Raw genomic sequence first — 25,306 nt, 5'->3', positions numbered from 1 at the left:
GAGAAACAGCGGAGTCATCATGAGCACTGCCCCGGCCCGTAGCGCGGGACAATCCGACACACCCGGCCGGCCGGGCTTGATGCTGGCCCTTGCCACCGTCGGTTTCGCCGTCAACTTCTGGGCGTGGGCGCTGCTGAGCCCGCTCGCCGTCCGGTTCCAGAGCGCCCTCGACCTCAGCTCCTTCCAGCAGGCGCTGGTGGTGGCGGTGCCCGTCGTCGTCGGCTCGGTCGGGCGGATCCCGGTCGGGGCGCTCACCGACCGGTTCGGCGGCCGCATCATGTTCCCGCTGATCTCGCTGGTCACCATCATCCCGGTGCTCTACCTGGGCCTGCTCGGGCAGGAATCGCTGGCGGCCCTGCTGATCGGCGGGTTCTTCCTCGGCATCGGCGGCACCGCGTTCGCCGTCGGCGTGCCCTTCGTCAACGCCTGGTTCCCGCCGCACCGCCGCGGTTTCGCCGTCGGCGTGTTCGGCGCCGGCATGGGCGGCACGGCGATCAGCGCCCTCACCACCGTCCGGCTCGTGGACGCGGGCACCACCGCCACCCCGTTCCTGCTCACGGCCGGGGTGCTCGCGGTCTACGCCGTGGTGTCGTGGCTGGTGCTGCGGGACGCCCCGAACCGGTCCGTGCCGACCGCGCCGCTGGCGTCCCGCCTGGCCGCCACCGTTCGTCTGAAAGTCACCTGGCAGGCCTCGGCGTTGTACGCCGTCGCGTTCGGCGGGTACGTCGCCTTCTCGGTCTATCTGCCCGCCTACCTCAAGACCGCGTACGGGCTGACCCAGGCCGACGCCGCCAACCGGATGGCCGGCTTCGTCGTGCTGGCGGTCATCATGCGCCCGGTCGGCGGCTGGCTCTCCGACAGGATCGCCCCCAGCCGCATCCTCGCGATCAGCCTGGGCGTCGTCATCGCCTGCGCCGTGGTGCAGTCCTTCACCCCTGGCCTCGCCCCGATCGGCACGGTGGCCTTCCTGGCCATGGCCGCCGCCCTCGGAGCCGGCAGCGGCGCCACCTTCGCCTTCGTCGCCCAGTCGGCGCCCGCCAACCAGGTCGGCTCGGTCACCGGCGTGGTCGGCGCCGCGGGCGGCCTCGGCGGTTTCGTCCCGCCGCTGGTGATGGGCGGCATCTACGGCCAGTTCGACTCGTACGCCCTGGGCCTGATCCTGCTCGCCCTGGTCGCCGCCGCGGCCCTGCTGCTCGACCTCATGTCCGTCGCCCGCGGCGGGAGGGCCGCTCATGTGTGAGTACTGCGGCTGCCAGGAGATAGAAGCGATCGGCGAGCTCACCCGCGAACACGACGAGATCGTCGGCCTCATGGCTACCGTACGCAACGCCTACGCGGCCGGCGACGTCGGCACGATGGCAGCCACCGCCCGCAGGATGGCCGGGATTCTGGCCCCCCACACGGCCGTCGAGGAGGAAGGACTCTTCCCCCTGATGGCCGGCGACTTCCCCGCGCAGGTGGCTCAGTTGCGGTCCGAGCACCGGCACATCGAAGCCGTGCTCGGCGCCGCCACCACGACGCCCACCGACCCCGCGTGGCCGGCCGCGCTGATGGACGCCCTGCAGGAACTGCGCGTCCACATCCTCAAGGAACAGGACGGCGTCTTCCCGGCCGCGCTCACCACCCTCACCGGCGCCGACTGGGACACCGTCGACGCCGTTCGCTCCCGCGTCGGCAGCGGCCTTCCCCAATCGACGGCCTGACCGGAAGCGTGTGCCGCCCCGGAGAGAACGCCGGTCTATCCGAGGGCGATGTGGTCGATGTCGATGGCGACCATGATCGGGTCGGGCTGTTTGTGGCCGGCGGCGTCGATGCGGTGCACGCGGCGCTTGGTGGGGAAGACGAAACCGTCGAAGTGGCGGTGGTCCGAGCTGTAGTGCGCGGACGGCAGATCTGCCGGGCCCACCACTTCGGCGAAGTAGTCGTGTCGGCGGATCAGCCCGTCGGCGTCGACGTAGAAGGTCTGCACACGGGAATGCGTGTGGATCGACTCGGGGAAGGTGACCTGGAGGCGGCGCCAGGTTTCGCCGTCCTCGTGCCACGGGCCGAGCTCGGTGAACTCGAAGCCGGGGCTCGTGAAGAGGAACGGCTCGGTCAGGTAGTTCCACATGGCGTACCCGCTGAAGTAAGCGGCGTGCAGCCTGTCCCACGGGGTCCGCAGGGTGGGCGAGGGCCGGCGGCTCGGGGCGTTATCGGACCAGGAGGGCGACCATGCGCTCGAAGCTGTGGACCGGCTTGAGGGAGCCGGTCGCTTTCGCGTGCACGGCGCCTCCCTGCCAGGCGTTCACTATGAACTCGGCGAGATCCGGCGAGGGCAGGTCGGTCTTCAGGTCGCCGGCCTGCTTGGCCTCGTCGAGCGCGCTGGTGAGCGCCGCGGTCCACTTCTCCAGATGCTCGGCCACGGCGGCCGCGACGGCCGGGCTGTGTGCGGGCACCTCGCCGGCCAGGTTCGCGATCATGCAACCGCGTTGCGCGGCCTTGCTGAGGCCCGTGGCGACCAGTGCCTCGAAGTGCCGGCGCAGCCGTTCCACTGCCGGGCCGGCGGCGGGATCGGTCAGCGTGCCGACGCGGAACGTGTCGCTGTAACGCCGCACGGTCTGCACGGCGAGGTCTTCCTTGCTGGCGAAGTGGTTGTAGAACGTGCCCTTGGGGGCGCCGGCCGCGGCCACCAGATCTTGCACGCTGGTGCCGACGTAGCCCTTGAGGTGGAACTGATCGAGCGCCGCGTCCGCCAGGCGCCGTTTGGTGTCGGCGGAAGCGGCGCTGATTCTGCGAGCCATGATGACCTCCGCAACTAATATGACCGGTCGTCTCGGAATCGTCAAGCGGCTGGGGCGGCGGACAAGGGCCGCTGGACCGGTGGTAACTGGCCCTCAGTCCTACCGGCCGGGTGAGGAGGGGGAGGGCCGGCGGGCCCGCAGCGTGCGGACGGCGGCCTCGAGCTGGTCGGTGCAGGCCTCCAGCGGCAGGGTCCGCTCGGCCGGCTGGCCCTGGCCCTTGAGCCGCGTCACCAGGTCGCGCAGCAGCAGGACCTGCAGCGAACCGAACGCCTCCGAAGCCGAGGCGCGTGCCTGCATGAGCGCCGAGGCCTCGTGCGGGGTCATCGCCTCAATGTAGGTCATCGCGGCCCGGAAATTCGGCGAACCGAACCCGGCCCGGCGCATCCGAACGCATAGTGAGACGACGAACGGACTTGAACTCTCCAAATGCATCCAGAAGAGGACTTTGATGAGCGCGTCGACGATCACCGCCCAACCCGGCGTGGAGGCCGCGAAAGGTCGCACCACGTTCGGCGATCTCAGTGTCAACGTCAAGGTGCTGACCGCGGTGGCAGCGGCGGCGCTGGTGGCTCTGATCGTGGGCATCGTGGGACTGGTGTCGCTGGGCAACGCCAGCAACTCCGCTCAGCTGATCTACACGAGCAACGTGGCTTCGATCAAGGCCGTCGGCCAGTTGAAGTGGGTCGTGGCGCAGGCCCGGGTGGACACGGCCAACCAGGCGTTGTCGGTCGACGCTGCCAAGACCCGGCAGTTCGGCGAGTCCTTCAACAACGACCTCGAGCTGTTCAAGACCGCCATGGCCGACTACCGGGCCAGCGGTCCCGCATCGGACCGTGGCGTGATCGACGAACTGCAGACCACCTGGGACTCCTACGCCGAGGTGGCGACCGGAAAGCTCCTGCCCGCCGGCGAGCGCAACGCGCTGGCCGAGTGGTCCCGGATCCGTGACGCCGAGGTGTTGCCCCTGCTCGCGCGGATCAGCGAGCTTCTCACGACGATGGACGCGGCCGAGACCGCCAGCGCGGCGAAGAACGCGGCCGCGGCGAAGTCGGGATTCGAGTCGAGCCGGATGATCGCGATCATCACCCTGATCGTGGGTCTGGCGGTGGCTCTGGGGCTCGGCTTCTGGACGGCTCGCAAGATCGTGCAGTCGCTGACGAAGGTCACCTACGTCTGTGACGGTCTCGCCGACGGCGACCTGACCCGCACGACCGGCCTGCAGACCGCCGACGAGCCGGGGCGGATGGGCCGCTCGCTGGACGCCGCCATGGAACGGTTGCGCCGCACGGTGGCGACCATCGAGGGGTCGGCGGCGTCGCTGGCCGGCGCGACCGAGCAGATGACCGGCACCGCCGCCAACATCGCGGCGTCGGCCGAGGAGACCTCCGTACAGGCCATGGCCGTGTCGTCCGCCGCCGAGCAGGTTTCGCGCAGCGTCGACAGCGTGTCGGCCGGAGGCGAGGAAATGGGCGCGTCGATCCGCGAGATCTCGCAGAACGCGGCCGAGGCCGCCCGGGTCGCCGCCGAGGCGGTCAGCGTCACCGCCACCACCTCGGCCACCATGGGCAAGCTGGGCGAGTCGTCGGCCGAGATCGGCAACGTCATCAAGACCATCACCTCGATTGCCGAGCAGACCAACCTGCTCGCTCTCAACGCCACCATCGAGGCCGCCCGGGCGGGGGACGCGGGCAAGGGCTTCGCCGTGGTCGCCTCCGAGGTCAAGGACCTGGCCCAGGAGACCGCCCGCGCCACCGAGGACATCTCCCGCCGGGTCGAGGCCATTCAGGCCGACACCAGCGGCGCGGTCGCGGCGATCGAGGAGATCTCGATCGTCATCGAACGGATCAGCGACTTCCAGACGACCATCGCCTCGGCGGTCGAGCAGCAGACGGCGACCACCGCCGAGATGAACCGCAGTGTCGCCGAGGCGGCGACCGGGTCCGGCGAGATCGCGCAGAACATCACGGGAGTCGCCGAGGCAGCCCGGATGACCAGCCAGGGTGTGGCCGAGACCCAGCAGGCCACTGCCGAGCTGGCCCGGATGTCGACCGAGCTCAGCAGCCTGGTGTCCACCTTCCGTATCTGAGGGTGAATGTCTCAGTAGCTGCCCGAATCGGCCGATCGGCAGGAAGAGGGCACTGCCGGTACGTGCCGCGAGGTTCAGGAGATATCGACATGTCGAGCACGTCCGGGCCGGGTGGCCGCCTCAACAACATGGGCGTCGGCGCCAAGGTCATCGCGGCGGTGGCGGTGGTGGCCGTGGTCGCGCTGGGCACGGCCGGCGTGGCCTGGGTACGGCTCGGCTCGCTGGACGACCGCATCCAGGGCCTCAAGAGCGACAACATCACACGGCTGGACGCGCTGGTCGGGGTCCAGGACGGCATGGCCGACATGTACCGCGGACTGTTCCTCTTCCAAGGCGCCCGGACCGCCGCGGACAAGACCCAGTTCGAGAACGAGACCAAGGCCGGGCAGGCCGCCGTCGACGCGGCCGGCGACCGGTACGTGGCCGCGCCGGACGACTCGGAGGTGTGGAAGACCCAGACCGCGGCCTTCGGCGGCGCCTGGGCGAACTACAAGGCGCTGGTCAACTTCCTGCTGTTCCAGGACGCGGCGCCGCCCGGGATCGACCTGCCCACCGCGCAGGCCGAGCAGTACGCGATGTGGGGCAGCGCCGAGAAGACCATGAATACCGCCATCGGCGAGCTGATGACCCTCGAACGCAGCCAGGCGCTCGAGGACAGCACCCAGGCTCATGAGGAGGCGGCCGGCGCCCGCCGGACGATCCTGATCGTGGTGCTGGCGGGCGTGGCCCTGTCCGTCGCGCTGGCCGTCATGATCGGACGCAACATCTCCCGCCGGCTGGGCGGCGTCCGGGAGGTCCTGGACGCGGTAGCCGACGGCGACTTGACCAGGCAGGCGGCGGCCGACGGCGGCGACGAGGTCGGCATGATGGCGGGAGCGGTCAACCGGGCCACCACCTCCATCCGGCAGACGGTCAGCACGCTCGCGGACTCTTCCCGCCTGCTGGCCCAGTCCTCCACCCAGTTGTCGGCGTCGGCCGAGGCGATCGCCGCCAATGCCCACGAGACGTCCACCCAGACCGGCATGCTCGCCACCGCTTCCGAGGACGTGTCGCGTAGCGTGCAGACGGTGGCCGCCGGCACCGAGGAGATGGGATCGGCGATCCGGGAGATCTCGCAGTCGGCCAACGACGCCGCCGGGGTCGCGTCGCAGGCGGTCACGGAGGCCGCGGCCACCAACGCCACCGTCGCCAAGCTGGGCGAGTCGTCGGCGGAGATCGGCAACGTCATCAAGACGATCACCTCGATCGCCGAGCAGACCAACCTGCTCGCCCTGAACGCCACCATCGAGTCGGCGCGGGCGGGCGAGGCCGGCAAGGGCTTCGCCGTGGTGGCCAACGAGGTCAAGGAGCTGGCGCAGGAAACGGCCAAGGCCACCGGGGACATTTCGCGGCGGGTCGAGGCGATCCAGGCCGACACCGACGGCGCGGTGGCCGCGATCGGGCGGATCTCGTCGATCATCGCCCAGATCAACGACTACCAGACGACCATCGCCTCGGCGGTGGAGGAGCAGACCGCCACCACCAACGAGATGAGCCGATCCATCAGCGAGGCCTCGAGCGGCTCGGCCGGCATCGCGGGCAACATCGCCGGGGTCGCCGAGGCCGCCCGGACGACGACCGCCACGGTGGCCGACACCCAGCGTTCCGCCCAGGAGCTGGCCCGCATGTCGTCCGAACTGGAGTCGGTGGTGTCCCGCTTCCGGGTCTGACGGGCGGCTGACGTTCCGAACCGGCTTTCCGGTTACCTCTCGGGCGCGAATGTGAGAAAGCCGCGGCGTCCGGGCGCCTCATGAGTTCCTGACATCTCCTCGCAACACTTTCGGTTCTCCGCGAACAACCCGCGGAGCCGGAGGTGATGTCGATGACGCAACAACCGTGGACCGGCAGCCGGCGGGTGCTCCTCGCCCTCGGTGGTCTGTCTCTGCTCAGCGCCTGTGCCAAGCCACAGCCACGGCCACAGCCGGAATCGCCCGTTCCACCCGACGCCGCGACCCCTTCGGCACCGCCGCCGCCACCCTCGCCGACCGGGCTTCCCCGCATTCCGGTGCAGAAGGCGCCCCGGTACGTGGTGCCGCCCGCGTCGGTGAGCAACGGCGACAAGGTCGTGGCGCTGACCTTCGACGACGGCCCGCATCCGGCGTACACCCCGCAGGTCCTCAAACTGCTGCGCAAACACCACGTCAAGGCCACCTTCTTCGTGATCGGGCAGCAGGCGGCGGCCCACCCCGACCTGGTGCGGTCGATCGTCGGCGACGGGCACACGATCGGCACCCACACCTGGTCGCACGCGAACCTCGGCAAGCTGTCCGCCGCGCGGGTCCGCAGCGAGGTGGGCCGGGCCGTGGACACCGTCGCCACGACGGCCGGGCGTATCCCCGAGCTCTTCCGCGCCCCGTACGGCAACTGGTCGAAAACGGTCTTCGAGACGTGCGCGGCGCTCGGGCAGACCTCGATCGCGTGGGATGTGGACCCGCGCGACTGGGACAACCCGGGCGTGGCCCGGATCCGCTCGAGGATCCTGAACCAGGTCGGCAACCGGTCGATCGTGCTCACCCACGACGGCGGCGGTGACCGTTCCCCGACCGTACGGGCTCTGCGCGGTGTCCTTCCCGTGCTGATCGATTCCGGTTACCGGTTCGTGGGGGTGTGAGCATGCGCCGTCGTTGGTGGATGGTGCTCGGCGTGGTGCTCGCCGTGCTCGTCACGGGGTCGGTGGGCGCGGTGGCCGGGATGCGGGCGTTGTCGAACCGCTACGAGGACGCGGTCGACCGGGCCGACCTGCTGCCGCCCGCCCCGAAGAACTCCCCGACCGAGCCGCCCAAGGTCCGGGGACCGATGAACCTGCTGCTCATCGGCTCGGACAGCCGGACGAGCGGCGAACCGGGGGACGGGCGCAGCGACGTCGTGATCCTGGTGCACATCCCGAAGTCGACGAAGCAGGCCTACGTGATCTCGATCCCGCGGGACACGTACCTTCCGATCGCCACCGCCGACGGCGGGCGCGGGTCCCGCAACAAGGTCAACGCGGCCTTCGCCTGGGGCGGGGCGCCGCGTCTGGTGCAGACGGTCAACCGCTTCGGCGGCATCACGATCGACTGGCCGGTGATTGTGGACTTCGCCGGCATCCGTGAGCTCACCGACCTGGTCGGCGGCGTCGACGTCACCATCGACAAGAAGAGTGTCGACAGGTACAGGTTCCTGCCCGACGACAGCCCGTACCCGTCCGCGCCCTGCACCGACCCGCAGGGCCGGTCCCGCCGCTGCGTCGCCTTTCCCGCCGGCCGGGTGCACCTCGACGGCAAGCTCGCCGAGTACTACGTGCGTCAGCGGCGCGGCCTGCCCCACGACGACCTCGACCGGTCCCGGCGTCACCAGCAGTACCTGCGGGCGCTGGCCGACAAGATGGCCGAGGAGAACCTGCTCACCGACCCGCGGAAGCTGGACCGGCTGGTCCGTACGGCCGCGGGCATGCTCACCGTCGACCGGCGCATGCCGGTGCAGCGCCTGGCGTTCACGCTGCGGCACCTGCGGTCGAAGGACCTGACGTTCCTGACGCTGCCGATCGCCGAGAACCGGGACGTGCCCGGGGTCGGCGCGGTGATGGTCCCGGACGCGGCGCGCTGCCGGGAGCTGTTCGCCGCGCTGCGCGAGGGCCGGCTCGACGCGTACGTGCGGGAACACCCGCCCAACGACGTACGGCACGGGCGGTGAACTCACGCGGAGGTGAGCTGGGCTTCCAGGTCGCGCAGGGCCTGGAACAGCGCCTCCGAGAACGTGGGGAAGGGCTGGACGACGTCCAGGAGCACCGGCAGCGGGACGCGGGCGCGGATCGCCAGGGTCGCCTGCTGCAGCCACTCGACGGCGTCGGGCCCGACCGCGTACGCGCCGATCAGCCGCCGGCCGTCCGACACCAGGGTGACGAAGCCGGGGTGAGCCTCGTACGCCCGGGTGTACGTGGCCGTGCGGGCCACCCCGGACAGCGGAACGGTGGCGGTGAACTCGCCGGTCGTCTCGCCCACGGCCGCCGCCTGCGGGTCGCTGAACACCACCCGGGGCATGGCCGCGTAGTCGGCGGTCCGGTGGCGCCCCAGGATGTTCGCCGCGGCGACGCGCGCCTGGTACTGCCCGGCATGGGTGAACGGCCAGAGCCCGGTGACGTCGCCGATGGCCCACAGGCCGTCGCCGCAGGACATGCGCTCGTCCACCGGGATACCCCTCGGCCGGGCCTGGATGCCCACCGTCTCCAGCCCGATCCGCGCGACCCGCGGACGGCGGCCGGTGGCCACGAGGATCCGGTCGCCGCGGGCGGCGGTGCCGTCGGCCAGCCCGAGCACGTACTCGGCGCCGTCAATCCGGGCACTGGTCGCCGCCCGGCGCAGACGGAGCTCCACCCCGTCGCCGAGCAGCGCCGACCCGACGGCCTCGGACAGCGGGCGCGGCTCGCCGGGCAGCACCCGGTCGCCGCGGTCGACCAGGACGACCGCCGTGCCCAGCCGCGCCAGGGCCTGGCTCAACTCCACCCCGACCGGGCCGGCGCCGAGCACCACCAGCCGGCCGGGCAGCTCGGTGAGCGCGGTGACCTCCCGGTTCGTCCAGATGCCGGGAAGCTCGCGCAGGCCGCGGACCTCGGGGACGGCCGGGTCGGACCCGGTCGCGACGACGACGTGGCCGGCGCGATATCGGGCGCCGTCGACATCCACCGTACGGGGACCCGCCAGCCGGCCGTGTCCGCGCAGGACGTCGACACCGGCCTCCCGGATCCACCGGGCCGGGCCGTGGTCGTCGTACGCGGTGACCATGAAGTCCCGCCAGGCGAGCGCGGCCCGCGCGTCCAGCGGCGTCCCGTTGACCGCCTCCGCCGCCCCCGGGACATTGCGGACGGCGGCCAGCGCGTCACCCGGCCGCAGCAGCGTCTTCGACGGGACGCAGCCCCAGTACGCGCTGGTGCCGCCCACGAGTTCGCGCTCCACCACGGCGACGCGGGCGCCACCCTCGGCGAGCGTTTCCGCGCAGTGCAGGCCCGGCGCGCCGCCACCGATCACGATGACGTCGTAGCCGCGCACCGTGTCCGTCGATGTCATGGGCCGAGCCTCGCGCGGCGCCGGCGCCCGGCGAACCCGGGGGTGGTACTGGTCACAAGGGAACCGGTGTCCGCCAGGTGATCGAGGGCAGACCAACCCGCGATCGGCCTTTATGCTGACGGAGTGTCCGGGCATGCCGTGCTGCTGCACGGACGGAACGATGAGATTCGCGCGCTGGACCAGCTCTTCGACAGCGTGCGGACAGGTCATAGCGCCGTTCTGATCATCCGCGGCGAGGCCGGGGTGGGAAAGACCGCCCTCCTGCGGCACGCGGCTCAGCGGGCCACCCCGCATTTCCGCACGGGTCAGATCGCCGGGGTCGAGGCCGAGGCCGAACTGGCGTACGCCGGCCTGCACCAGCTCTGCGCGCCGATGCTCGATCACCTCGACGCGATCCCGGAACCCCAGCGGTCGGCGCTGCGGGTCGCGTTCGGACTCGCCGCCGGCCAGGCTCCCGACCGCTTCCTGGTGGGCCTGGCCACCCTGAGCCTGCTCGCCGAGGTGGCCGGCAGCAGGCCGCTGATCTGCCTGATCGACGACGTGCAATGGCTGGACGCCGCGTCCAGCGAGATCCTCGGGTTCGTGGCGCGCCGGCTGGCCGCCGAGTCGGTGGCCATGGTGTTCGCCGTACGGGCCCAGCCGGGCGGGCCGGACGACGGCCGGCTGGCCGGCCTGCCGGTGATGACGCTGGGCGGCATCGCCGGCGCGGACGCGCGGGCTCTGCTGGCCACTGTGGTGCCGGGCCGGCTCGACCCGCGCGTGTGCGACCGGGTCGTGGCCGAGACGGGCGGCAACCCCCTGGCGCTGCTGGAGCTGCCACGGGGAATGAGCCCCGCGGAACTCGCCGCCGGCTTCGGGCTGCCCGCGGTCGGCGGCGCCGCGGCGGGCCTCGAGAGCCACTACGCCAACCGGGTCCGGGCTCTCCCCGCCCCGACGCAGCAACTCATGCTGCTGGCCGCCTGCGACGGCGCCGGTGACGTGACGACCGTCTGGCGTGCCGCGGCCGGGCTCGGCATCGGGTTCGACGCCGCCCGGCCCGAGGTGACCGACGGCCTGCTCGAGATCGGCGCTCAGGTCCGGTTCCGGCACTCCCTGGTCCGTTCGGCCGTCTACCGCTCGGCCTCGGTGGCGGAACGCCGGGCGGCCCACGAGGCGCTGGCGCAGGCCACCGACGCCACCACCGACCCTGATCGCCGCGCCTGGCACCGTGCCCAAGCCACCGCGGGCCCCGACGAGGACGTCGCGCGCGAGCTCGAGCGCAGCGCCGGCAGGGCCCAGGCGCGCGGCGGGTTCGCCGCGGCCGCCGCCCTGCTGGAACGCTCGGCCGGCCTGACACTCGAACCGGCCGTGCGCTTCGAACGCCGGCTGGCGGCCGTCCGGTCGCACCTGCGCGCCGGCGCCTTCGACACGGCGCTGGCCCTGCTCGCGGCGGCGGAGGCCGAGACCCCGGACGACCTGGCCGGGGCCCGCGTCGCGTTGCTGCGCGGGCAGGTGGCCTCGGCGTCCGACGCCGGCGGCGACGCGCCCCTGCAGCTGGTCAAGGCGGCCCGGCGCCTGGAACGCCTGGACACCGCGCTGTCCCGCCGCACGTACTCGGACGCCTGGAACGCCGCGATGTTCGCCGGCCACCTCGCCGAGCCCGGGGGCCGGCTGCTCGAGGTGTGCACGGCCGCGCGGGCCGGCCCGCAGCCGGACGTGCCGCTCCGTCCGTTCGGCCGCCTCCTGGAAGGGCTGCTCGTCCTGGTCACCGAGGGCCGGACGGCGGCGGAGCCGATGCTGCGCGACGCGCTCGCCTCGCTGCTGGTCACCGGGCTTCCCGCCGAGAACTGGCTGCACCACGGGGTCATGGCCGCGACGGCCGCCGCCGCCGTCTGGGACCTGGACACCTGGAGCCAGGTGAGCACCCGGCAGGTCACCCTGGCTCGTGAGCTCGGCGCGCTCGCCGTCCTGCCCACCACGCTGAGCGAGATGGCGGTGGTCGCCACGTTGCGGGGCGACTTCGAGGCCGCGGCCCGGCTGACCGCCGAGCACGACGCGGTCACCGAGGCGACGGGAAGCCGGATCGTGCCGTACGGGGCCCTGCTGCTCGCCGCGTACCGGGGGCATCCGGACGACGCGTCCGCGCTGATCGAGGCGACCACCGAGGACGCGACCAGCCGGGGCGAAGGGCGCGGGGCCGACTACGCCGGGTGGTGCGCCGCGATCCTGAACAACAGCCTGGGACGGTACGCGGAGGCCCTGGCGGCCGCTCGGCCCGCCGACCCGTGCGCACCCGGTCTGCTCGTCTCCACCTGGATGCTGCCCGAGCGCATCGAGGCGGCGATCCGCTGCGGGGAGCCCGAGCTGGCCCGCGCCGCGTGGGCGGAGTTCGAGTCCACCGCCAACCCGGGCAAGCAGGGCTGGGGCCGGGGCATCGCCGCACGCACGGAGGCCATGCTCCGCGAGGGCGAGGCGGCCGAGGGCCTGTTCACCGAGGCGGTCGAGCAGCTGGGCCGGACGGGGGTGCGGGGCGAACAGGCCCGCGCGCACCTGGTGTTCGGCGAGTGGCTGCGGCGCGAGAACAGGCGTGGCGACGCCCGGGAACACCTGCGGACGGCCCACGACATGTTCGCCGCGATGTCGGCCGACGGGTTCGCCGAGCGGGCCCGCCGGGAACTGCTGGCCACCGGGGAACACGTACGGCGCAAGCAGACCGGGCAAAGGGCGGAGCTGACCGCTCAGGAGCTGCACATCGCGCGGCTGGCCCGCGACGGGCACACCAACCCCGAGATCGCGGGTGAGCTCTACATCAGCACCCGTACGGTCGAATGGCATCTGCGCAAGGTGTTCACCAAACTCGGGATCAGCTCGCGACGCGGTCTCAAGGGCGCCCTGCCGGCCCGCGTCCCGGCCGGACCGGACCTGTGAGAGCCCGCGGGGTCCGGCTGCTGGTGCTGACCCTCCTGGTGGCGATCGGCGCCTGTGGCAGCCCCGCCTCGGCAACAGTTGCGTACGGCGGAATCCGGGACCAGAGCGCCGCCGCGTTCGTCGCGGCCGACCTGGGAGGCTTCACCGCCGAGGCGGGCCTGACCTGGTCGCCGACGTGGGCCACCTCCGGAACCGTGATCCTGCAGGGGCTGGTGAGCGGCGACTTCGACGTGGCCACCCTCGGCCCGGCGCAGCTCTACGGCGCCCTCCGCAATGGTGCGTGCGCCCGGGTGCTGCGTCCCACCCAAGGCGCGGCATACGGTGTGGTCGCCCGGCCCGGCCTGCGCCTCGACACCACCCGGCCCTACCCGGGCGTCCTCACCCAGCTGCGCGGAAAGACGGTCGGGGTCCCGGCACGCGGGGCCGCCCAGGAACTCGTGCTGCGCTCGTTGCTGACCGACGCCGGGCTGAACCCGGACACCGACGTCACCTGGGTGGCGATCGGCGCCGGACCGGCCGCCGTCACGGCCTTCACCTCCGGACAGGTGGACGCGGCCATGTCGTACCCGCAGCTCGAGATGAACCTGCGGGCCGGCTTCGACAAGCTGGTCGACCTCGCCGGCCCGGAATCGCCGCTGGGCGCGTTCTGGCAGTCGGTGGCCGTCGCGAACTGTGACTGGGCCGACAAGAACCACGAGACGGTGCTGAAGCTGTGCCACGCGCTCAACCAGGGATTCCAGGAGCTGGCGCGGAATCCCGACGCCGGGCCGCGGGCGTTCGTCCACCTCGGCCTCGCCCCCGACCTCGACCAGGCGAGAACGGTGTGGCAGAAACACCGCTACCCGGTCGTGACGGTTCCGCCGCTCACCGAGGAGAACTGGGACCATCAGGCGAAGTTCGCCGCGGGGGCCACGGCGCCGGACTTCTCGGAACACGTCGTCGACGGGTGTGCGACAGCGTGACCGCCCGCTGGCTCTGGCGCGCCGCCGTACCGCTTGTCGTGGTCGGGTTGTGGCAGGTGGCGTACCAGCTCGAACTGGCGAGCGGCGTCCTGCTGCCCAGCCCGCGCGCCGTCGCCGAGGCCGGGCTGCGGCTGCACAGTTCCGGCGAGCTCTGGCCCAACCTGTGGTCGACGCTCAGCGCGGCCCTCGGGGCGCTTGTGCTCTCGGCCGTCGTCGGTGTGCCGCTGGGCGTGCTGCTCGGCATGCTCCCGCGTACGTGGGCCGTGCTCGCGCCCTACCTCAACGCGGTCAACAGCATGCCGCGCATCGCCCTCGCGCCGGTGTTCTTCGTCGCGTTCGGCATCGGGCAGGGGTCGAAGGCCGCCCTCGGGTTCAGCGTCGCCGTCTTCGTGTTCCTGATGAACGCCCGCATCGGGGTGCTCAGCGCCGACGACGACCATCGCAGGCTGTTCGCCGTCCTCGGCGCCTCGAGGTTGCAGCTGTTCGGCAAGCTGTACGTGCCCGTCGCCGTGCCCGCCATCTTCACCGCCGTGCGGCTGGGCGTGGTCTTCGCGCTGCTGGGCGTGGTCGGCTCCGAGATCATCGCCTCCCGCGCCGGGGTGGGTCAGCTGATCACGACGTATTCGGCCACGCTGACCATGGCCCCCGTCTACGCGTTGTTGCTTGTTATCGCCGTCTTCACCTCGCTGCTCACCGCACTCGTGGGCGCGGTCGAGGGTGTCCTGCTCCGCTGGCAACGCGCCGACCCTTCCCCTGGGCGGTCCCGATCCCGTACGGGAGACGGCGACGCTCGGGGCGCGGCGGTTACTGCGGGATCGCGTACGGGGGAGGGCAGCGCGGCGGATGCCGGGGCCGCCGTCCGATCCCGCACGGAGGCGAATGTCCTCGAAATACGGTCGGTGTCGGTGCGATTCGGGGCTTCACCGAGCGTGCTCAGCGAGCTGACACTGACCGTGCCGGCCGGGCAGTTCGTCGCCGTCGTAGGGGCCAGCGGCGTGGGCAAGTCGACGTTGCTCAACGTCGTCGCCGGCCTCACCCCGGCCGACGCGGGGGACGTCACCGTCTTCGGCCGTCCCCCGGACGCCGGACGTCCGGACGTCGGCTACATGTTCGCGCGTGACGCCCTGCTGCCCTGGCGAACCGCCCGCCGCAACGTGGAACTGGGCCTGGAACTGCGGGGGAGCACCTCTCGGGAGCACGCGCGGCAAATGCTCGACGTGGTGGGTTTGTCCACGGCCGCCGACCTCTATCCGTCCCAGCTGTCCCAGGGCATGCGGCAACGGGTGGCGCTGGCCCGAACCCTGGCCTGCGACCCGTCGCTGCTGCTGATGGACGAGCCGTTCGCGGCCCTGGACGCCATCACCCGCTCCACGCTCCGGGACATGCTGCTCAAGCTCTGGGACCAGGGGACCGACCGCAGAACCGTCCTGTTCGTCACCCACGACCTGACCGAGGCGCTGCTGCTGGCCGACCGTGTGATCACGCTCGCCGACGGCGCCATCCGCAGCGACGTGCGGGTTCCCTACGGCCGCCCCCGCGACCAACAGGCCCTGATGGCGCGCCCCGACTACCGCACGCTGCACGACCACCTCCGAGCCGACCTCGCCCCCGACCCCGTCCCCACCACCGGCCCGGCCGTCGACCTCGCCCCGGATGCTTCCCCCGCCACCAGCAGCCCGGTCCACCGGCGCCTCGGCCCCCTGACAAGATGGAGGGCGTGAGCGATGTGCTGCGTCGGGCTCGTGTCGAGGACCTTCCCTTGATGTGGCGGGGCGAAGCCGCTTACATGAAACAGGTCGAACCGGAGCATGAGGCCGGATGGGTTGCCGCGGCCGACCGGAACCTGGCCGGCTGGATCGCGGGCCTGGAGCGCACGCTGATCCTCGAGGCCGACGGCGAGCCGGCCGGCTACGCGGCGTGGGCCGTCACCGACGGCCGGGCGGTGCTGACCACGATCCACGTCTTCGCCGCGTTTCGGCGTCGCGGGCGCGGGGGTGCACTCCTCCAGGCGTACGTGAACGACGCCCGGACCTTCGGGCACAAGGCTCTGGCGCTGGCGGTCCTCCGCGGCAACCCGGCCGAAACGCTGTACGTCCGGCACGGCTTCGAGCACACCCACGACCAGGGGCAGTACAAGCATTACGCGCTCACACTGACGTGACCGCGGCCCGGATGGCGTCGGCGACAGCCTCGACGGCCACCGCGCGGAGCAGCTCAGCCACTACCGGCCGGCGGGCAGAGCCGGCTGACCGGCAGCGCCCACGACCCCGCCGAGCACCCCAGCCGGCCCGCCGGCGGTGTCACCAGTGTCCGCGCGTCCTCATCAACAGCATGAGGGCGGCGCGCCTTCGGCCTGTGACGACCCGGTCCGGCCCTGCCGGAGCGAGCGGAAAGCGGCCCGGACCTCGGAAGCGAACACCCCGGGCTCCTCCCAAGCGGCGAAGTGCCCGCCCCGCGAGGGCTTGTTGTAATACCGCAGCGTGGGATAGCTGATCTCCGCCCAGCTCCGGGGCGCCTGGAAGATCTCGCCGGGGAACGCGCTCAGCCCGACCGGCACGGTCACCGGCGGCATGCTCTGCCCCGCACTCTGTTTCCTTTCCCAGTACGTGCGGGCGGCCGACTCCCCGGTGCCGGTCAGCCAGTAGAGCGAGATGTTGTCCAGAACGTGCTCGCGGGTGAGGTTGCCCGAAGCCGGGCCGCCGAGGAAGGCGCGTGAGATCTTCGAGTAGCTGTCGGTGTCGTGGTCGAGCATCCAGGCAGCCAGGGCAACGGGGGAGTCCAGCAGCGCGTACCCGATCGTCTGCGGCCGCGTCCCCTGCTCGACCAGGTAGCCGTTGCCGGTGGTTGCGAAGATCTGCAACGCGGCCGCCGCGGCCTTTTCGCCGGCGGTGTTCTTCGGCAGGTTCGCGGTGCCGCCCAGCGCCGGGACCAGCAGGTTGAGGTGGATGCCGAGCAGACCGGCCGGTGCCAGGCGGCCCATCCCGTCCGTGACCGCCGCGCCGATGTCGCCACCCTGGGCGACGTACCGGGTGTAACCGAGACGGCGCATCAGCTCGGCCCACGCCTGCGCGGTCCGGTTGGTGTCCCAGCCGAGTTCCGCCGGCTTGCCGGAGAAGCCGTACCCGGGGACCGACGGCAGAACCAGGTCGAAGGCGTCGGAGGCGTTTCCCCCGTACGAGGTGGGGTCGGTCAACGGGCCGATCGAGCCGAGCATCTCCACGATCGAGCCCGGCCACCCGTGCGTCATGATCAGTGGGAGCGCGTCGCGGTGCCGGGAGCGCACGTGCACGAAGTGGATGTCCACGCCGTAGATCTCGGTGCGGAACTGCGGCAACGCGTTGAGCTCGGCCTCGAACCTGCGCCAGTCGTACCGGGTCGTCCAGTACTCGGCAAGGGCACGCGCGGTCGCCAGCTGCACGCCCTGCGAACGGTCGGCGACCAGCTCGCGGGACGGCCAGCGGGTCGCGGCGACCCGGCGGCGCATCTCGGCCACCCGCTCCCGTCCCACGCTGACCCGGAACGGACGGATCCCGGCGGACGGTCCCGCGATCGCCGGCGTCGAGCCCAGCGCGGCGGACGTGGCGACGGTGAGACCCGCGGCCAGCGAGCCCTGCAGCAACTGCCGTCGAGTGGCCGAGGTCATCGTGCGCCCCCGTTTCCCGCGCGCAGCGGCCGGAACGCCGCCCGCACCTGCTCGGCGAAGAGCACCGGCTCCTCCCAGGCGGCGAAGTGCCCGCCCCGCTCGGCCACCCCGTAGTAGTTCAGCGTCGGGTACGCCTTCTCGGCCCAGCTGCGCGGCGTCCGCCAGATCTCGCCCGGGAACGTGCTGAACCCCACCGGAACCCGGGGATCGGGCAGCGGTGGCCGACCGGCGGCGGGCGCGTCAGCCCCGTACGCCTCCCAATAGGACCGTGCCGTGGACGCGCCCGTGCCGGTCAGCCAGTACGCCGTGACGTTGTCGAGAATGTGGTCCCGGGTGAGGTTGCCCGTGGGCCTGCCGTCGACGAAAGCCCCGGCGATCTTGTAGTACGAGTCGGTGTCGTGGTCGATCATCCACGCGGCGAGGGCGGCGGGGGAGTCGAGCAGCGCGTACCCGATCGTCTCGGGCCTGGTCGCCATCTCCACGAAGTAGCCGTTCCCGCTGGTCTGGAAGACCTTGATGGCCGCCAGCGCCGCCTGTTCCTCCTCGGAGCCGCTGGGCAGCGACGCGGGATCGTTCAGCGCCGGCACCAGCAGGTTGGTGTGGATGCCGGCCAGTCCGGGAGGCCCGAGCCGGCCGATCGCGTCGGTGACACCCGCGCCGACGTCACCGCCCTGCGCCACGTACCGGGTGTAGCCGAGCCGCCGCATCAGCTCCGCCCAGGCCTTCGCGGTGCGCACGAGATCCCACCCGACCTCGGCCGGTTCCGCCGAGAACCCGTACCCCGGCAGCGACGGCAGAACCAGGTCGAAGGCGTCGGAGGCGTTTCCCCCGTACGAGGTGGGGTCGGTCAACGGGCCGATCGAGCCGAGCATCTCCACGATCGAGCCCGGCCACCCGTGCGTCATGATCAGTGGGAGCGCGTCGCGGTGCCGGGAGCGCACGTGCACGAAGTGGATGTCCACGCCGTAGATCTCGGTCCGGAACTGCGGCAACGCGTTCAGCCGGGCGGGCACTCGGCCCAGGTCGTAGTCCTCGGCCCAGTAGCGGTGCAGCGCTCGCATGGTGGCCAGCTGCACGCCCTGCGAGCGGTCGCCGACAAGTTCCGGGCTCGGCCACCGGGTCACCGCGAGCCGGCGGCGCAGGTCGTCGAGGGCTTCCCTCCGGAAGTGCACAGTGAACGGTTCGATGGTCCGTCTGGTCTGTTGCTCGGTCGTGGTCATGGCAGGCACAGCCTCTCGTCCGGGATGCGGCGTGCCTCAGCCTCGCAGCGCCGGCCCCCGCCTCGGACCCGTGAAAGACGCGGGTCAGCACACGGGCACACAGACCCCCGTACACGAGTTACCCGCCCCCACCACGGGCCGCCGCCGAACATGGGAACGGCGATCCCAGGAAACGGCCAGAGCTCCGAGCCCGCGTCCCGCTACCGCGCCTGACCTGCTCAGCCGGCCGGGACGAGTGGCGGCGGAGCCTCGGTCCTCGCGCCCGGACGCCACCAGTTCCAGCGGCCGAGCAGCGACATCGTGGCCGGCAGCAGCAGACCGCGCACCACGGTGACGTCCAGCAGCACCGCCACCGCCATGCCGACGCCGATCTCCTTCACCGCGACCAGCTCGCCCAGCACGAAACCGAGGAACACGATCCCGATCGCCAGGGCGGCCGTGGTGACCACCGGACCGGCTGCGGTGATCCCGGCCAGCACGGCCCGATCATTGGCGGCCGCGTCATCGCCCGTACGCCGGTCCCACTCCTGTTTGATCCGGGCCAGCAGGAACACCTCGTAGTCCATCGAGAGCCCGAACCCGAAGACGAACAGCAGCAACGGCGTCGTCAGGTCGAGCGCGCCCCACGGCTCGAACCCCAGCACCCCGGCGCCCCAGCCCCACTGGAAGACCGCGACCAGCACACCCATGGTCGCCAGCAGGGTCAGCAGGTTCATCGCGATGGCCTTGACCGGCACGACCACCGAACGGGTGAGGGCGAACAGCAGCGCCCCGGTGGCCACGACGATGATCGCCAGCGCCACGGGCAGGCGCGCGGCCACCGACCGTTTCGCGTCGGCCAGCTCGGCGGCGGGACCGGCCACCAGCAGGGGAGCGGGCGTGTCGAGGGCTCGCAGGTCGGCCACCAGTTTCTGCGCCTGCGGACCGTCCTCGGCGCCGGCCGGCACCACGTCGGCCGCGCTCACCCCCGGCGGCAGACCCGAACGCGGGTAGACATCGGAGACGCCCGGCAGCTGCTCCACGATGTCGAACAGCCGCTGCACGTCCGGCCGGTCCGGGGCCGCCTCGACGACCACGGTCAGCGGCTGCTTCGGCGGGTCGGCGAACCTCTCCCGTACGGCGTCATGGGTCTGACGGGCCTCACTCGAGCTGGGCAGCACCCGCACGTCGGAGTTGCCGAACTGCACGAAGAACAGCGGGGCGCTCAGCACCAGCAGTCCGGCTGTCACGGTCAGAGCGACCGCACCCGGCCGGCGCTGGGCGAACCCGGCCAGACGGGCCAGCAGGCCGGGCCCACGTTGCCGCCACCGGCCGCGGGCCGGGATGCGCCGATGAGCGATCGCGATCAGCGCGGGCACGAGCGTCAGCCCCGCCACCGTCGCCAGCACCACCACCAGCGCCCCGCCCAGCGCCATCGCGGACAGCAGCGGACCACCGAACGCGAACAACCCCACCAGAGCCGCGGCGACAGCCGAGCCGGACACCAGCACCGCCCGGCCTGCGCTGCCGACCGTACGGGCAAGAAGCTCGGGGACAGCCACGCGCGGATCGGCGGCTCGCTCCTCGCGGAACCGGGCAATCATCAGCAGGCTGTAGTCGACCGCCAGGCCGATGCCGAGCAGCGTGACCACGTTGACCGTGTAGTCGCTGACCGGCAGCAGGCTCGCCAGACCGATCAGGGCCAGCAGGGTCGCGGTGACCGCGCCGACAGCGGCCGCCAACGGCAGCAAACCGGCCAGCACGCCACCCAGCAGCACGATCAGCAGCAGCGCGACGCACACCAGCGCGACGGACTCGCCCACCGCGGCATCCCGTACGGCCTGGTCCGCGAAGTCCCGTTCGGCCGGCAACTCGCCACCGATCAGAATCTCGGGCGCGTCGATCCGGCGCAGGGCGGCGCTCACCTGCTCGGCAACCCGTGACGCCTCGTCATCGCTCAGGCCCGGCCGCAACTCCACCGTGATGAGCGAGGCGCGCTGGTCGGTGGAGATCCGCCGGTTGCCCGTGGTGTAGGAATCGTCGACCTCGGCCACACCGGGCAGGGCGCGGATCTCGTACGCGATCCGGGTGACGCTGTTGATGAGCGCGATCGCACCGACCTCGCGGCCCGAGATCACCGCCACCAGCCGTTCGCCCTCGGGCGCCAGCTCGTCCAGGCGGTGCTGCGCGACAGCGGCTGGGGCGTCCGCGGGCAGCGTCCCCATTGACTCCGTACGGTCGTAGACGCCGCCACCGAACACCGCGCCGGCCACCGCCACCACCACCCACACGGCGATGACGACGAAGCGCCGGACATACATCGCGCGACCGAGCCCAGCCAGCATGATGCCCTCCCGACCGGCGCCGGAGGGGCAGCCGCGGCACATGCAACCATCGACGCCCGCCGAAACGCAACCTGTCGGGGGCCGCGCTCCGCCGCCGCGGGTGTCGCCCTGCAGCTCGCGGGCCTGGGAGCCCCGTCGCGCTCGGCCGGCGAAAGCGGGCCTGACACGCGGCAACGATGGGCTGGATGCCGATGTCGGGCCCGGACACCGTCAGAGCGGTGAGGCGAAGTTCTGCGTCCAGTAGAGGGTGCCGTCGCCGGACTTCGTCACACCGACGCCGATGTTCTTGTAGCCGCAGTTCAGGATGTTGGCCTTGTGGCCCGGGCTGTTCATCCAGCCGTCCATGACCGCCGCCGGCGTGCGGTACCCGGCCGCGACGTTCTCGGCGACACCGCTCCAGCGGTAGCCCTCGGCGGTGACCCGGTCGCCCATCGAGGCCTCGCCGGGCAGCTGGTGCGACATGGTGTCCTGGTCGGCCTGCCGGTCGGAGTGCTTCTGGGCCGCGCGGTGCAGGCGGGACTCGCCGGTCAGCGAGCCGCAACCGGCCTCCTTGCGCTCCACGTTGACCAGGCGGATCACCTCGGAGACGGTGTCGTCGGACGGGGGGTTCGTCGTCTCGTCGGACACCGGGGCCTTGGTCGTCGTCGGCGCCTTGGTCCTGGTCGGGCGCTTCGTGACCGTGCGGGTCGGCCGGGCGGTGGCGGTCGGCTTCGCAGTCGCCGTCGGGGTGGCGACGGGCTTGCTTGCCGACGGCGTGACGGCCGCCGACGACGTGGGCGTCAGCGGCTCGGCCGCGAAACTCGGCTCCTCCTCAGGGGCGCCCGGGGTGGTGTCGAGGGGCGCGTCCACGGAGGCGCGAGCTGCGCCCTCGTCCGACGAGGAACGCGCCGCGGCGATGCCGGCGAAGCTGACCCCGATCACCCCGACCGCGACGGCGGCGACAAGGACGGGACGGAAGCTACGGGCGGCATGCGCGGGCACGGGGGATCTCCTCGGTGTGGGGGTGGCGAGTCAACGTATCGACCCGAGCCCCCACCCGGGCTGATAGATAAGGAACCCTTAAAGTCCCGCTCAGCGGACTTTAACGATCTTCATCCATGAGCTTGACGAGCGGCAGCTCTCACTTCCCGGTCTTCCGGGCGCCGCCAGGCTCCGCCGGTGTGGCTGTGCGTGCAGGCCTCGGTCACGCGGCTACCATCTGCGGGTATCCGACGATGGCAGCAGGGTTGACATGGCTGGTTATTCGGGCACGCCGTTGTATCGAAAGCTTGGCATCAAGCCGGGGCACCGGGTCGTGTTGCTCGACGCGCCGGCCAGTTTCGCGGGCGCTCTTGATGGCCTGCCTGCCGGGGTCGTCCAGGTGTCCGGTCTGGCCGTTGACGCCGCGGCCGACGTGATCGTGCTGTTCGTGACCGAACGCCAGGAGTTGCTTGCCCGCCTCGACCAGGTCAGGGCGGGCATGGCTCAGGACGGTGGGTTCTGGGTCGCCTGGCCGAAGCGGGCGTCGAAGGTGCCCACGGACATCACCGAGGACGTCGTTCGCGAGGTCGCGCTGCCGACCGGGTTGGTCGACAACAAGGTGTGTGCGATCGACGAGATCTGGTCGGGCCTGCGGCTGGTCATCCGCCGCGAGAACCGCAAATGACGCGGGGTCACTTCAGGCGGGGGGCCTCCATCAGGCGGCGGGCCGACAGTCCATCCACAGTGGTGCCGTCGGTCAAGGTCAGGGTGAGCGTGGTGGAGTTGGTGTCGGCGTCTGCGGCCGGTTCCGGATACCAGGCCAGGAAGTAGCCGTCGTCGACGGTGGCCCGGACGGTTTCGCTGTCGGTGCGGGCGCTGTTGTGGATGGTGATGCCGACGGCGACGACCTGGGAACCGACCCGGCCGGCCAGGAGGCGGCAGAAGCCTTCCTCCGTACGCATCTGGGGCCAGCCCTGCAGTTCGATGCCGGCGCGGCCCAGGGCCGGCCCGCCGACGGGGTCCATCATGATGCTGGAGTTGGCCAGTGCGCCGTCGCGGTCGCGGAAGCACAGCGCCGCCCACCCGGGGGTGACGACGTTGAGGAAGGCGTAGTCGCCCCGGCGTTCGCCGCGGACGACACGAGCCGCGGGGTTGGCCTCGCTGTAGTGGTACTGGTCCCGTACGCGGGTGACGCAGCTGTCGGCCAGCGCGCGTTCGTCGGCGGCGGTGAGCGCGACGGGTTGGGGGCTCCAGGACGCGTACGCCGCCTCGGAGCGCAACGACGGCAGCACGAAAACGCCCGCGGTGGCGGTGAGGGCGGCGAGGACGGCGACGGCGACCCTGCGCGGACGCCGGCCGGCCCGGGGTGCGGGGGCCGGCGAAGGCGAGGCGACGATGCTGTCGAGCAGGGCTTGAGCCCGCGGCCCGGCGACGCGTGGTGGCAGGGACTCCGCTGCGTCCCGCAGTGCTTCGTTCAGGTTCATCTCGAGGCTCCGGTCTCGGGTGTTGCCGTGGGGTGGGGTCGGTGAGGAGCGGGAGTCGCGGCCTGCAGGTGCTGCCGTAAGCGGTGGCGGGCGCGCAGCAGCCGCAGGCTGAAGGCGGGACGGGTGATGCCGAGGACCTGGGCGGCCTGCCGGCCGGTGAGCCCCTCGAAGGCGGTCAAGGTGATCACCTGCTGGTCGTCGCGGGACAGGCGCTGCCAGGCCCGTACGAGGTCGACGCGGGCGGCCACGCCGTCGGCCTCGGGGCCGGGGTGGGTGGCCGGTTCCCGGACGACGCGCAGCGCGAGCCCCTGTTGCCGGTCGTCGCTGCGGTAGCGGTTGCGCAGCACGTTGTGGGCGACCGTGAACAGCCACGCGCGGGCCTGGTCGTGGGCGGCGGGGATGTCCGCGAACCGCCGCCACGCGGTCAGGAAGACCTCGGCCACGACGTCGTCGGCGACCGCAAGGTGCACCCTGCGCTCCACGAAGACCAGCAGGTCGTCGTACGTCGCCCGGTACAGCTCGCGGAAAGCGTCGGTCGTACTTCGGTCCATGCCTCCCCCATGTGCGGCACGGCGGCGCCTGCTACTTGCTGTGTCGTGGATCACCCGCGCCGAGAACCAGGCGTTTCAGCACCGGCGCGAGCGGACGTTCGACCCAGCGGTGCACCAGCCACGCCGCCGCCAGCAGCACGCCCACGGCCCCGGCGATCAGCACCGGCGCGGGCAGGCCGGTGTGCGTGTGCGCGGTGCGGATCATGCTGTAGCCGATGCGCTGGTGCAGCAGATAGAACGGGTACGTCAGGGCGCCCGCGGTGGTGAGCCGGCGCCAGTCGAGCCGGTCGGTGAGGCCCAGCGCGACGGCCAGCAGGGCGGCGTAGGCGACGGTGATCAGCGCCAGGGCCGGCCAGACGGGCACCTCGAACCCGGGTTTCAGATCGAGGGCCCGTACGGTGATTCGTTGCAGACTGATCAGCCAGCAACCGCCCAGCAGCGCCCACGACCGCCAGTCCGCGGGTGAACGGCGCAGCAGGAACATCGTCATCCCGGCGATGAAGTACGGCGCGAAGTCGGGCATCACCACCTCGCGCAGCGGCGCGCCGGGGAAAGCGGGCAGCACGAGGGCGGCGATCAGCCATCCCGTGCCCAGCAGCCGCAGCCGCCTGTCGGTCAGCCCACCGCTCGCCACCAGGCACGCGATGACCAGGTAAAAGCGCAGCTCGATCCACAACGTCCAGTAGACCGTGTCGACCAGGGGTGTGTTCAGCGGCTCGGGCAACATGGTCAGGTTCACCAGAATTTCCCGTAGGCCGGGCACGCCGGAAACGGGCACACCGGCGGTGAGCGGCACCGCCGTGACCACCGTGGCGGTCAGAAGCACGCCGGTCCAGAAGGCGGGATAGAGCCGGGCGATCCGCGAGGCGACGAACCCGCGAACGGTCCGGCCCCAGGCGCTCATGCAGATGACGAACCCGCTGATCAGGAAGAAGACCTCGACTCCGAGGAACCCGTAGATCAGCACCGGCGCGCCGTGCGGGAGGAAGTGCGCGGGAGGCCGTACGCCGTCCAAGCGCCACGAATCGCCGAAGTGGTAGCCCGCGACGGCGAGCGCGCAAATCAGGCGGAGCCCGTCGAGGGCCGGCAAGCGGGGCGGGTGTGCCGTCGCGGGCCTTGCTGCTGCCGCGGCTTCGGCGATCAGCGTCATCATGTCCTGCTTCCCGGGCGCTGGGGGTACACCCGGCAGGTACATGTCCGGCGCACGGTGATCGGCTACATCCGGAGTACTGCGATTGCCGTATGCGGGGCCTGCATCGGCACGACGACGGCAAGGGGGCCGGGCCGGGAGGCTGAGCGCAACGTCCG

At 71.9% G+C, this 25,306-nt stretch carries 22 protein-coding genes; 11 read left to right on the top strand and 11 right to left on the bottom strand.

Annotated elements, in window-relative coordinates:
- Window positions 1–19: 19 nt before the first annotated feature.
- Both C8E87_RS00555 and C8E87_RS00550 read left to right on the top strand, forming a co-directional pair.
- The gene (locus C8E87_RS00555; protein ID WP_133871239.1) at window positions 20–1,240 is read left to right on the top strand and encodes an MFS transporter; all 1,221 of its coding nucleotides are present in this window, start codon (window positions 20–22) and stop codon (window positions 1,238–1,240) included.
- Entirely contained in the window at window positions 1,233–1,703 is a 471-nt protein-coding gene (locus tag C8E87_RS00550; RefSeq protein WP_133871238.1) for a hemerythrin domain-containing protein, read from the top strand. The genes C8E87_RS00555 and C8E87_RS00550 overlap by 8 nt, the downstream gene beginning before the upstream one ends.
- 35 nt (window positions 1,704–1,738) lie before the next feature.
- Here the strand turns inward: C8E87_RS00550 and C8E87_RS00545 are convergent, their stop codons facing one another.
- The 3 genes from C8E87_RS00545 to C8E87_RS00535 form a co-directional block, all read right to left on the bottom strand.
- Window positions 1,739–2,110: a hypothetical protein gene (locus C8E87_RS00545; protein WP_133871237.1), complete on the bottom strand. Its 372-nt coding sequence runs from the start codon at window positions 2,108–2,110 to the stop codon at window positions 1,739–1,741.
- 79 nt (window positions 2,111–2,189) lie between these two features.
- A complete protein-coding gene (locus tag C8E87_RS00540; RefSeq protein ID WP_133871236.1) occupies window positions 2,190–2,780 on the bottom strand; it encodes a TetR/AcrR family transcriptional regulator in 591 nt (196 codons plus the stop codon).
- 99 nt (window positions 2,781–2,879) lie between these two features.
- Window positions 2,880–3,104, bottom strand: coding sequence for a hypothetical protein (locus tag C8E87_RS00535; RefSeq protein ID WP_133871235.1), 225 nt, complete (start codon window positions 3,102–3,104; stop codon window positions 2,880–2,882).
- 124 nt (window positions 3,105–3,228) lie between these two features.
- Here C8E87_RS00535 and C8E87_RS00530 point away from each other — a divergent pair, with 124 nt between their 5' ends.
- The 4 genes from C8E87_RS00530 (at window position 3,229) to C8E87_RS00515 (ending at window position 8,577) form a co-directional block, all read left to right on the top strand.
- Window positions 3,229–4,866 (top strand): methyl-accepting chemotaxis protein, encoded by a 1,638-nt coding sequence (locus C8E87_RS00530; RefSeq protein WP_133871234.1) that lies wholly within the window; start codon window positions 3,229–3,231, stop codon window positions 4,864–4,866.
- An 89-nt stretch (window positions 4,867–4,955) separates the two neighbouring features.
- On the top strand, window positions 4,956–6,575 hold the full coding sequence (locus C8E87_RS00525) for a methyl-accepting chemotaxis protein (protein WP_239080640.1): 1,620 nt from the start codon (window positions 4,956–4,958) through the stop codon (window positions 6,573–6,575).
- Window positions 6,576–6,727: 152 nt separating this feature from the next.
- Window positions 6,728–7,516, top strand: a complete 789-nt coding sequence (locus C8E87_RS00520) for a polysaccharide deacetylase family protein (RefSeq protein ID WP_166661004.1) — start codon at window positions 6,728–6,730, stop codon at window positions 7,514–7,516.
- 2 nt (window positions 7,517–7,518) lie between these two features.
- Window positions 7,519–8,577, top strand: coding sequence for an LCP family protein (locus tag C8E87_RS00515; RefSeq protein ID WP_133871232.1), 1,059 nt, complete (start codon window positions 7,519–7,521; stop codon window positions 8,575–8,577).
- A gap of 2 nt (window positions 8,578–8,579) precedes the next feature.
- Here C8E87_RS00515 and C8E87_RS00510 read toward each other — a convergent pair whose 3' ends face one another.
- Window positions 8,580–9,947 (bottom strand): dihydrolipoyl dehydrogenase family protein, encoded by a 1,368-nt coding sequence (locus C8E87_RS00510; RefSeq protein ID WP_133871231.1) that lies wholly within the window; start codon window positions 9,945–9,947, stop codon window positions 8,580–8,582.
- A gap of 123 nt (window positions 9,948–10,070) precedes the next feature.
- Here C8E87_RS00510 and C8E87_RS00505 point away from each other — a divergent pair, with 123 nt between their 5' ends.
- The 4 genes from C8E87_RS00505 to C8E87_RS00490 are packed head-to-tail and all read left to right on the top strand — an operon-like array spanning window position 10,071 to window position 15,977.
- On the top strand, window positions 10,071–12,854 hold the full coding sequence (locus C8E87_RS00505; RefSeq protein WP_133871230.1) for an ATP-binding protein: 2,784 nt from the start codon (window positions 10,071–10,073) through the stop codon (window positions 12,852–12,854).
- Window positions 12,851–13,816, top strand: a complete 966-nt coding sequence (locus C8E87_RS00500) for an ABC transporter substrate-binding protein (protein ID WP_166661003.1) — start codon at window positions 12,851–12,853, stop codon at window positions 13,814–13,816. The genes C8E87_RS00505 and C8E87_RS00500 overlap by 4 nt, the downstream gene beginning before the upstream one ends.
- Window positions 13,813–15,537, top strand: coding sequence for an ATP-binding cassette domain-containing protein (locus C8E87_RS45110; protein ID WP_239080639.1), 1,725 nt, complete (start codon window positions 13,813–13,815; stop codon window positions 15,535–15,537). The genes C8E87_RS00500 and C8E87_RS45110 overlap by 4 nt, the downstream gene beginning before the upstream one ends.
- On the top strand, window positions 15,534–15,977 hold the full coding sequence (locus tag C8E87_RS00490; RefSeq protein WP_166661002.1) for a GNAT family N-acetyltransferase: 444 nt from the start codon (window positions 15,534–15,536) through the stop codon (window positions 15,975–15,977). The genes C8E87_RS45110 and C8E87_RS00490 overlap by 4 nt, the downstream gene beginning before the upstream one ends.
- 162 nt (window positions 15,978–16,139) lie before the next feature.
- On the opposite strand, the gene C8E87_RS00485 is transcribed toward C8E87_RS00490, so the two are convergent.
- The 4 genes from C8E87_RS00485 to C8E87_RS00470 form a co-directional block, all read right to left on the bottom strand.
- On the bottom strand, window positions 16,140–17,459 hold the full coding sequence (locus tag C8E87_RS00485; RefSeq protein WP_133871227.1) for an epoxide hydrolase family protein: 1,320 nt from the start codon (window positions 17,457–17,459) through the stop codon (window positions 16,140–16,142).
- Window positions 17,456–18,679, bottom strand: a complete 1,224-nt coding sequence (locus tag C8E87_RS00480) for an epoxide hydrolase family protein (protein ID WP_133871226.1) — start codon at window positions 18,677–18,679, stop codon at window positions 17,456–17,458. Before C8E87_RS00480 ends, C8E87_RS00485 begins: the two co-directional genes overlap by 4 nt.
- Before the next feature lie 218 nt (window positions 18,680–18,897).
- Window positions 18,898–21,003: an MMPL family transporter gene (locus C8E87_RS00475; RefSeq protein WP_166661001.1), complete on the bottom strand. Its 2,106-nt coding sequence runs from the start codon at window positions 21,001–21,003 to the stop codon at window positions 18,898–18,900.
- Between the two features lie 210 nt (window positions 21,004–21,213).
- Window positions 21,214–21,984 carry a CAP domain-containing protein gene (locus C8E87_RS00470; RefSeq protein WP_133871224.1) on the bottom strand — a complete coding sequence of 257 codons (771 nt, stop codon included), beginning with the start codon at window positions 21,982–21,984 and terminating at the stop codon, window positions 21,214–21,216.
- A 250-nt stretch (window positions 21,985–22,234) separates the two neighbouring features.
- On the opposite strand from C8E87_RS00470, the gene C8E87_RS00465 reads away from it, so the two are divergent.
- Entirely contained in the window at window positions 22,235–22,648 is a 414-nt protein-coding gene (locus C8E87_RS00465) for a DUF3052 family protein (protein ID WP_133871223.1), read from the top strand.
- Window positions 22,649–22,655: 7 nt separating this feature from the next.
- Here the strand turns inward: C8E87_RS00465 and C8E87_RS00460 are convergent, their stop codons facing one another.
- Genes C8E87_RS00460 through C8E87_RS00450 form a run of 3 tightly spaced genes read right to left on the bottom strand, consistent with a single transcriptional unit; the run spans window position 22,656 to window position 25,151 of the window.
- Window positions 22,656–23,447 carry a hypothetical protein gene (locus C8E87_RS00460; protein WP_133871222.1) on the bottom strand — a complete coding sequence of 264 codons (792 nt, stop codon included), beginning with the start codon at window positions 23,445–23,447 and terminating at the stop codon, window positions 22,656–22,658.
- Window positions 23,444–23,998, bottom strand: a complete 555-nt coding sequence (locus tag C8E87_RS00455) for an RNA polymerase sigma factor (RefSeq protein ID WP_133871221.1) — start codon at window positions 23,996–23,998, stop codon at window positions 23,444–23,446. Before C8E87_RS00455 ends, C8E87_RS00460 begins: the two co-directional genes overlap by 4 nt.
- Before the next feature lie 31 nt (window positions 23,999–24,029).
- A complete protein-coding gene (locus tag C8E87_RS00450; protein ID WP_133871220.1) occupies window positions 24,030–25,151 on the bottom strand; it encodes an acyltransferase family protein in 1,122 nt (373 codons plus the stop codon).
- Between the last annotated feature and the right edge of the window lie 155 nt (window positions 25,152–25,306).

This window comes from Paractinoplanes brasiliensis, assembly GCF_004362215.1.
In the GTDB taxonomy this organism is placed as follows: Bacteria; Actinomycetota; Actinomycetes; order Mycobacteriales; family Micromonosporaceae; genus Actinoplanes; species Actinoplanes brasiliensis.
This window is presented reverse-complemented; position numbering and strand designations above follow the sequence as displayed.

Bases quoted from the DNA above. Each gene is read 5' to 3' on its own strand.
- C8E87_RS00555 (WP_133871239.1), top strand. From the start codon at position 20: ATGAGCACTGCCCCGGCCCGTAGCGCGGGACAATCCGACACACCCGGC.
- C8E87_RS00550 (WP_133871238.1), top strand. From the start codon at position 1,233: ATGTGTGAGTACTGCGGCTGCCAGGAGATAGAAGCGATCGGCGAGCTC.
- C8E87_RS00545 (WP_133871237.1), bottom strand. From the start codon at position 2,110: ATGTGGAACTACCTGACCGAGCCGTTCCTCTTCACGAGCCCCGGCTTC.
- C8E87_RS00540 (WP_133871236.1), bottom strand. From the start codon at position 2,780: ATGGCTCGCAGAATCAGCGCCGCTTCCGCCGACACCAAACGGCGCCTG.
- C8E87_RS00535 (WP_133871235.1), bottom strand. From the start codon at position 3,104: ATGACCCCGCACGAGGCCTCGGCGCTCATGCAGGCACGCGCCTCGGCT.
- C8E87_RS00530 (WP_133871234.1), top strand. From the start codon at position 3,229: ATGAGCGCGTCGACGATCACCGCCCAACCCGGCGTGGAGGCCGCGAAA.
- C8E87_RS00525 (WP_239080640.1), top strand. From the start codon at position 4,956: ATGTCGAGCACGTCCGGGCCGGGTGGCCGCCTCAACAACATGGGCGTC.
- C8E87_RS00520 (WP_166661004.1), top strand. From the start codon at position 6,728: ATGACGCAACAACCGTGGACCGGCAGCCGGCGGGTGCTCCTCGCCCTC.
- C8E87_RS00515 (WP_133871232.1), top strand. From the start codon at position 7,519: ATGCGCCGTCGTTGGTGGATGGTGCTCGGCGTGGTGCTCGCCGTGCTC.
- C8E87_RS00510 (WP_133871231.1), bottom strand. From the start codon at position 9,947: ATGACATCGACGGACACGGTGCGCGGCTACGACGTCATCGTGATCGGT.
- C8E87_RS00485 (WP_133871227.1), bottom strand. From the start codon at position 17,459: ATGACCTCGGCCACTCGACGGCAGTTGCTGCAGGGCTCGCTGGCCGCG.
- C8E87_RS00480 (WP_133871226.1), bottom strand. From the start codon at position 18,679: ATGACCACGACCGAGCAACAGACCAGACGGACCATCGAACCGTTCACT.
- C8E87_RS00475 (WP_166661001.1), bottom strand. From the start codon at position 21,003: ATGCTGGCTGGGCTCGGTCGCGCGATGTATGTCCGGCGCTTCGTCGTC.
- C8E87_RS00465 (WP_133871223.1), top strand. From the start codon at position 22,235: ATGGCTGGTTATTCGGGCACGCCGTTGTATCGAAAGCTTGGCATCAAG.
- C8E87_RS00460 (WP_133871222.1), bottom strand. From the start codon at position 23,447: ATGAACCTGAACGAAGCACTGCGGGACGCAGCGGAGTCCCTGCCACCA.
- C8E87_RS00455 (WP_133871221.1), bottom strand. From the start codon at position 23,998: ATGGACCGAAGTACGACCGACGCTTTCCGCGAGCTGTACCGGGCGACG.
- C8E87_RS00450 (WP_133871220.1), bottom strand. From the start codon at position 25,151: ATGATGACGCTGATCGCCGAAGCCGCGGCAGCAGCAAGGCCCGCGACG.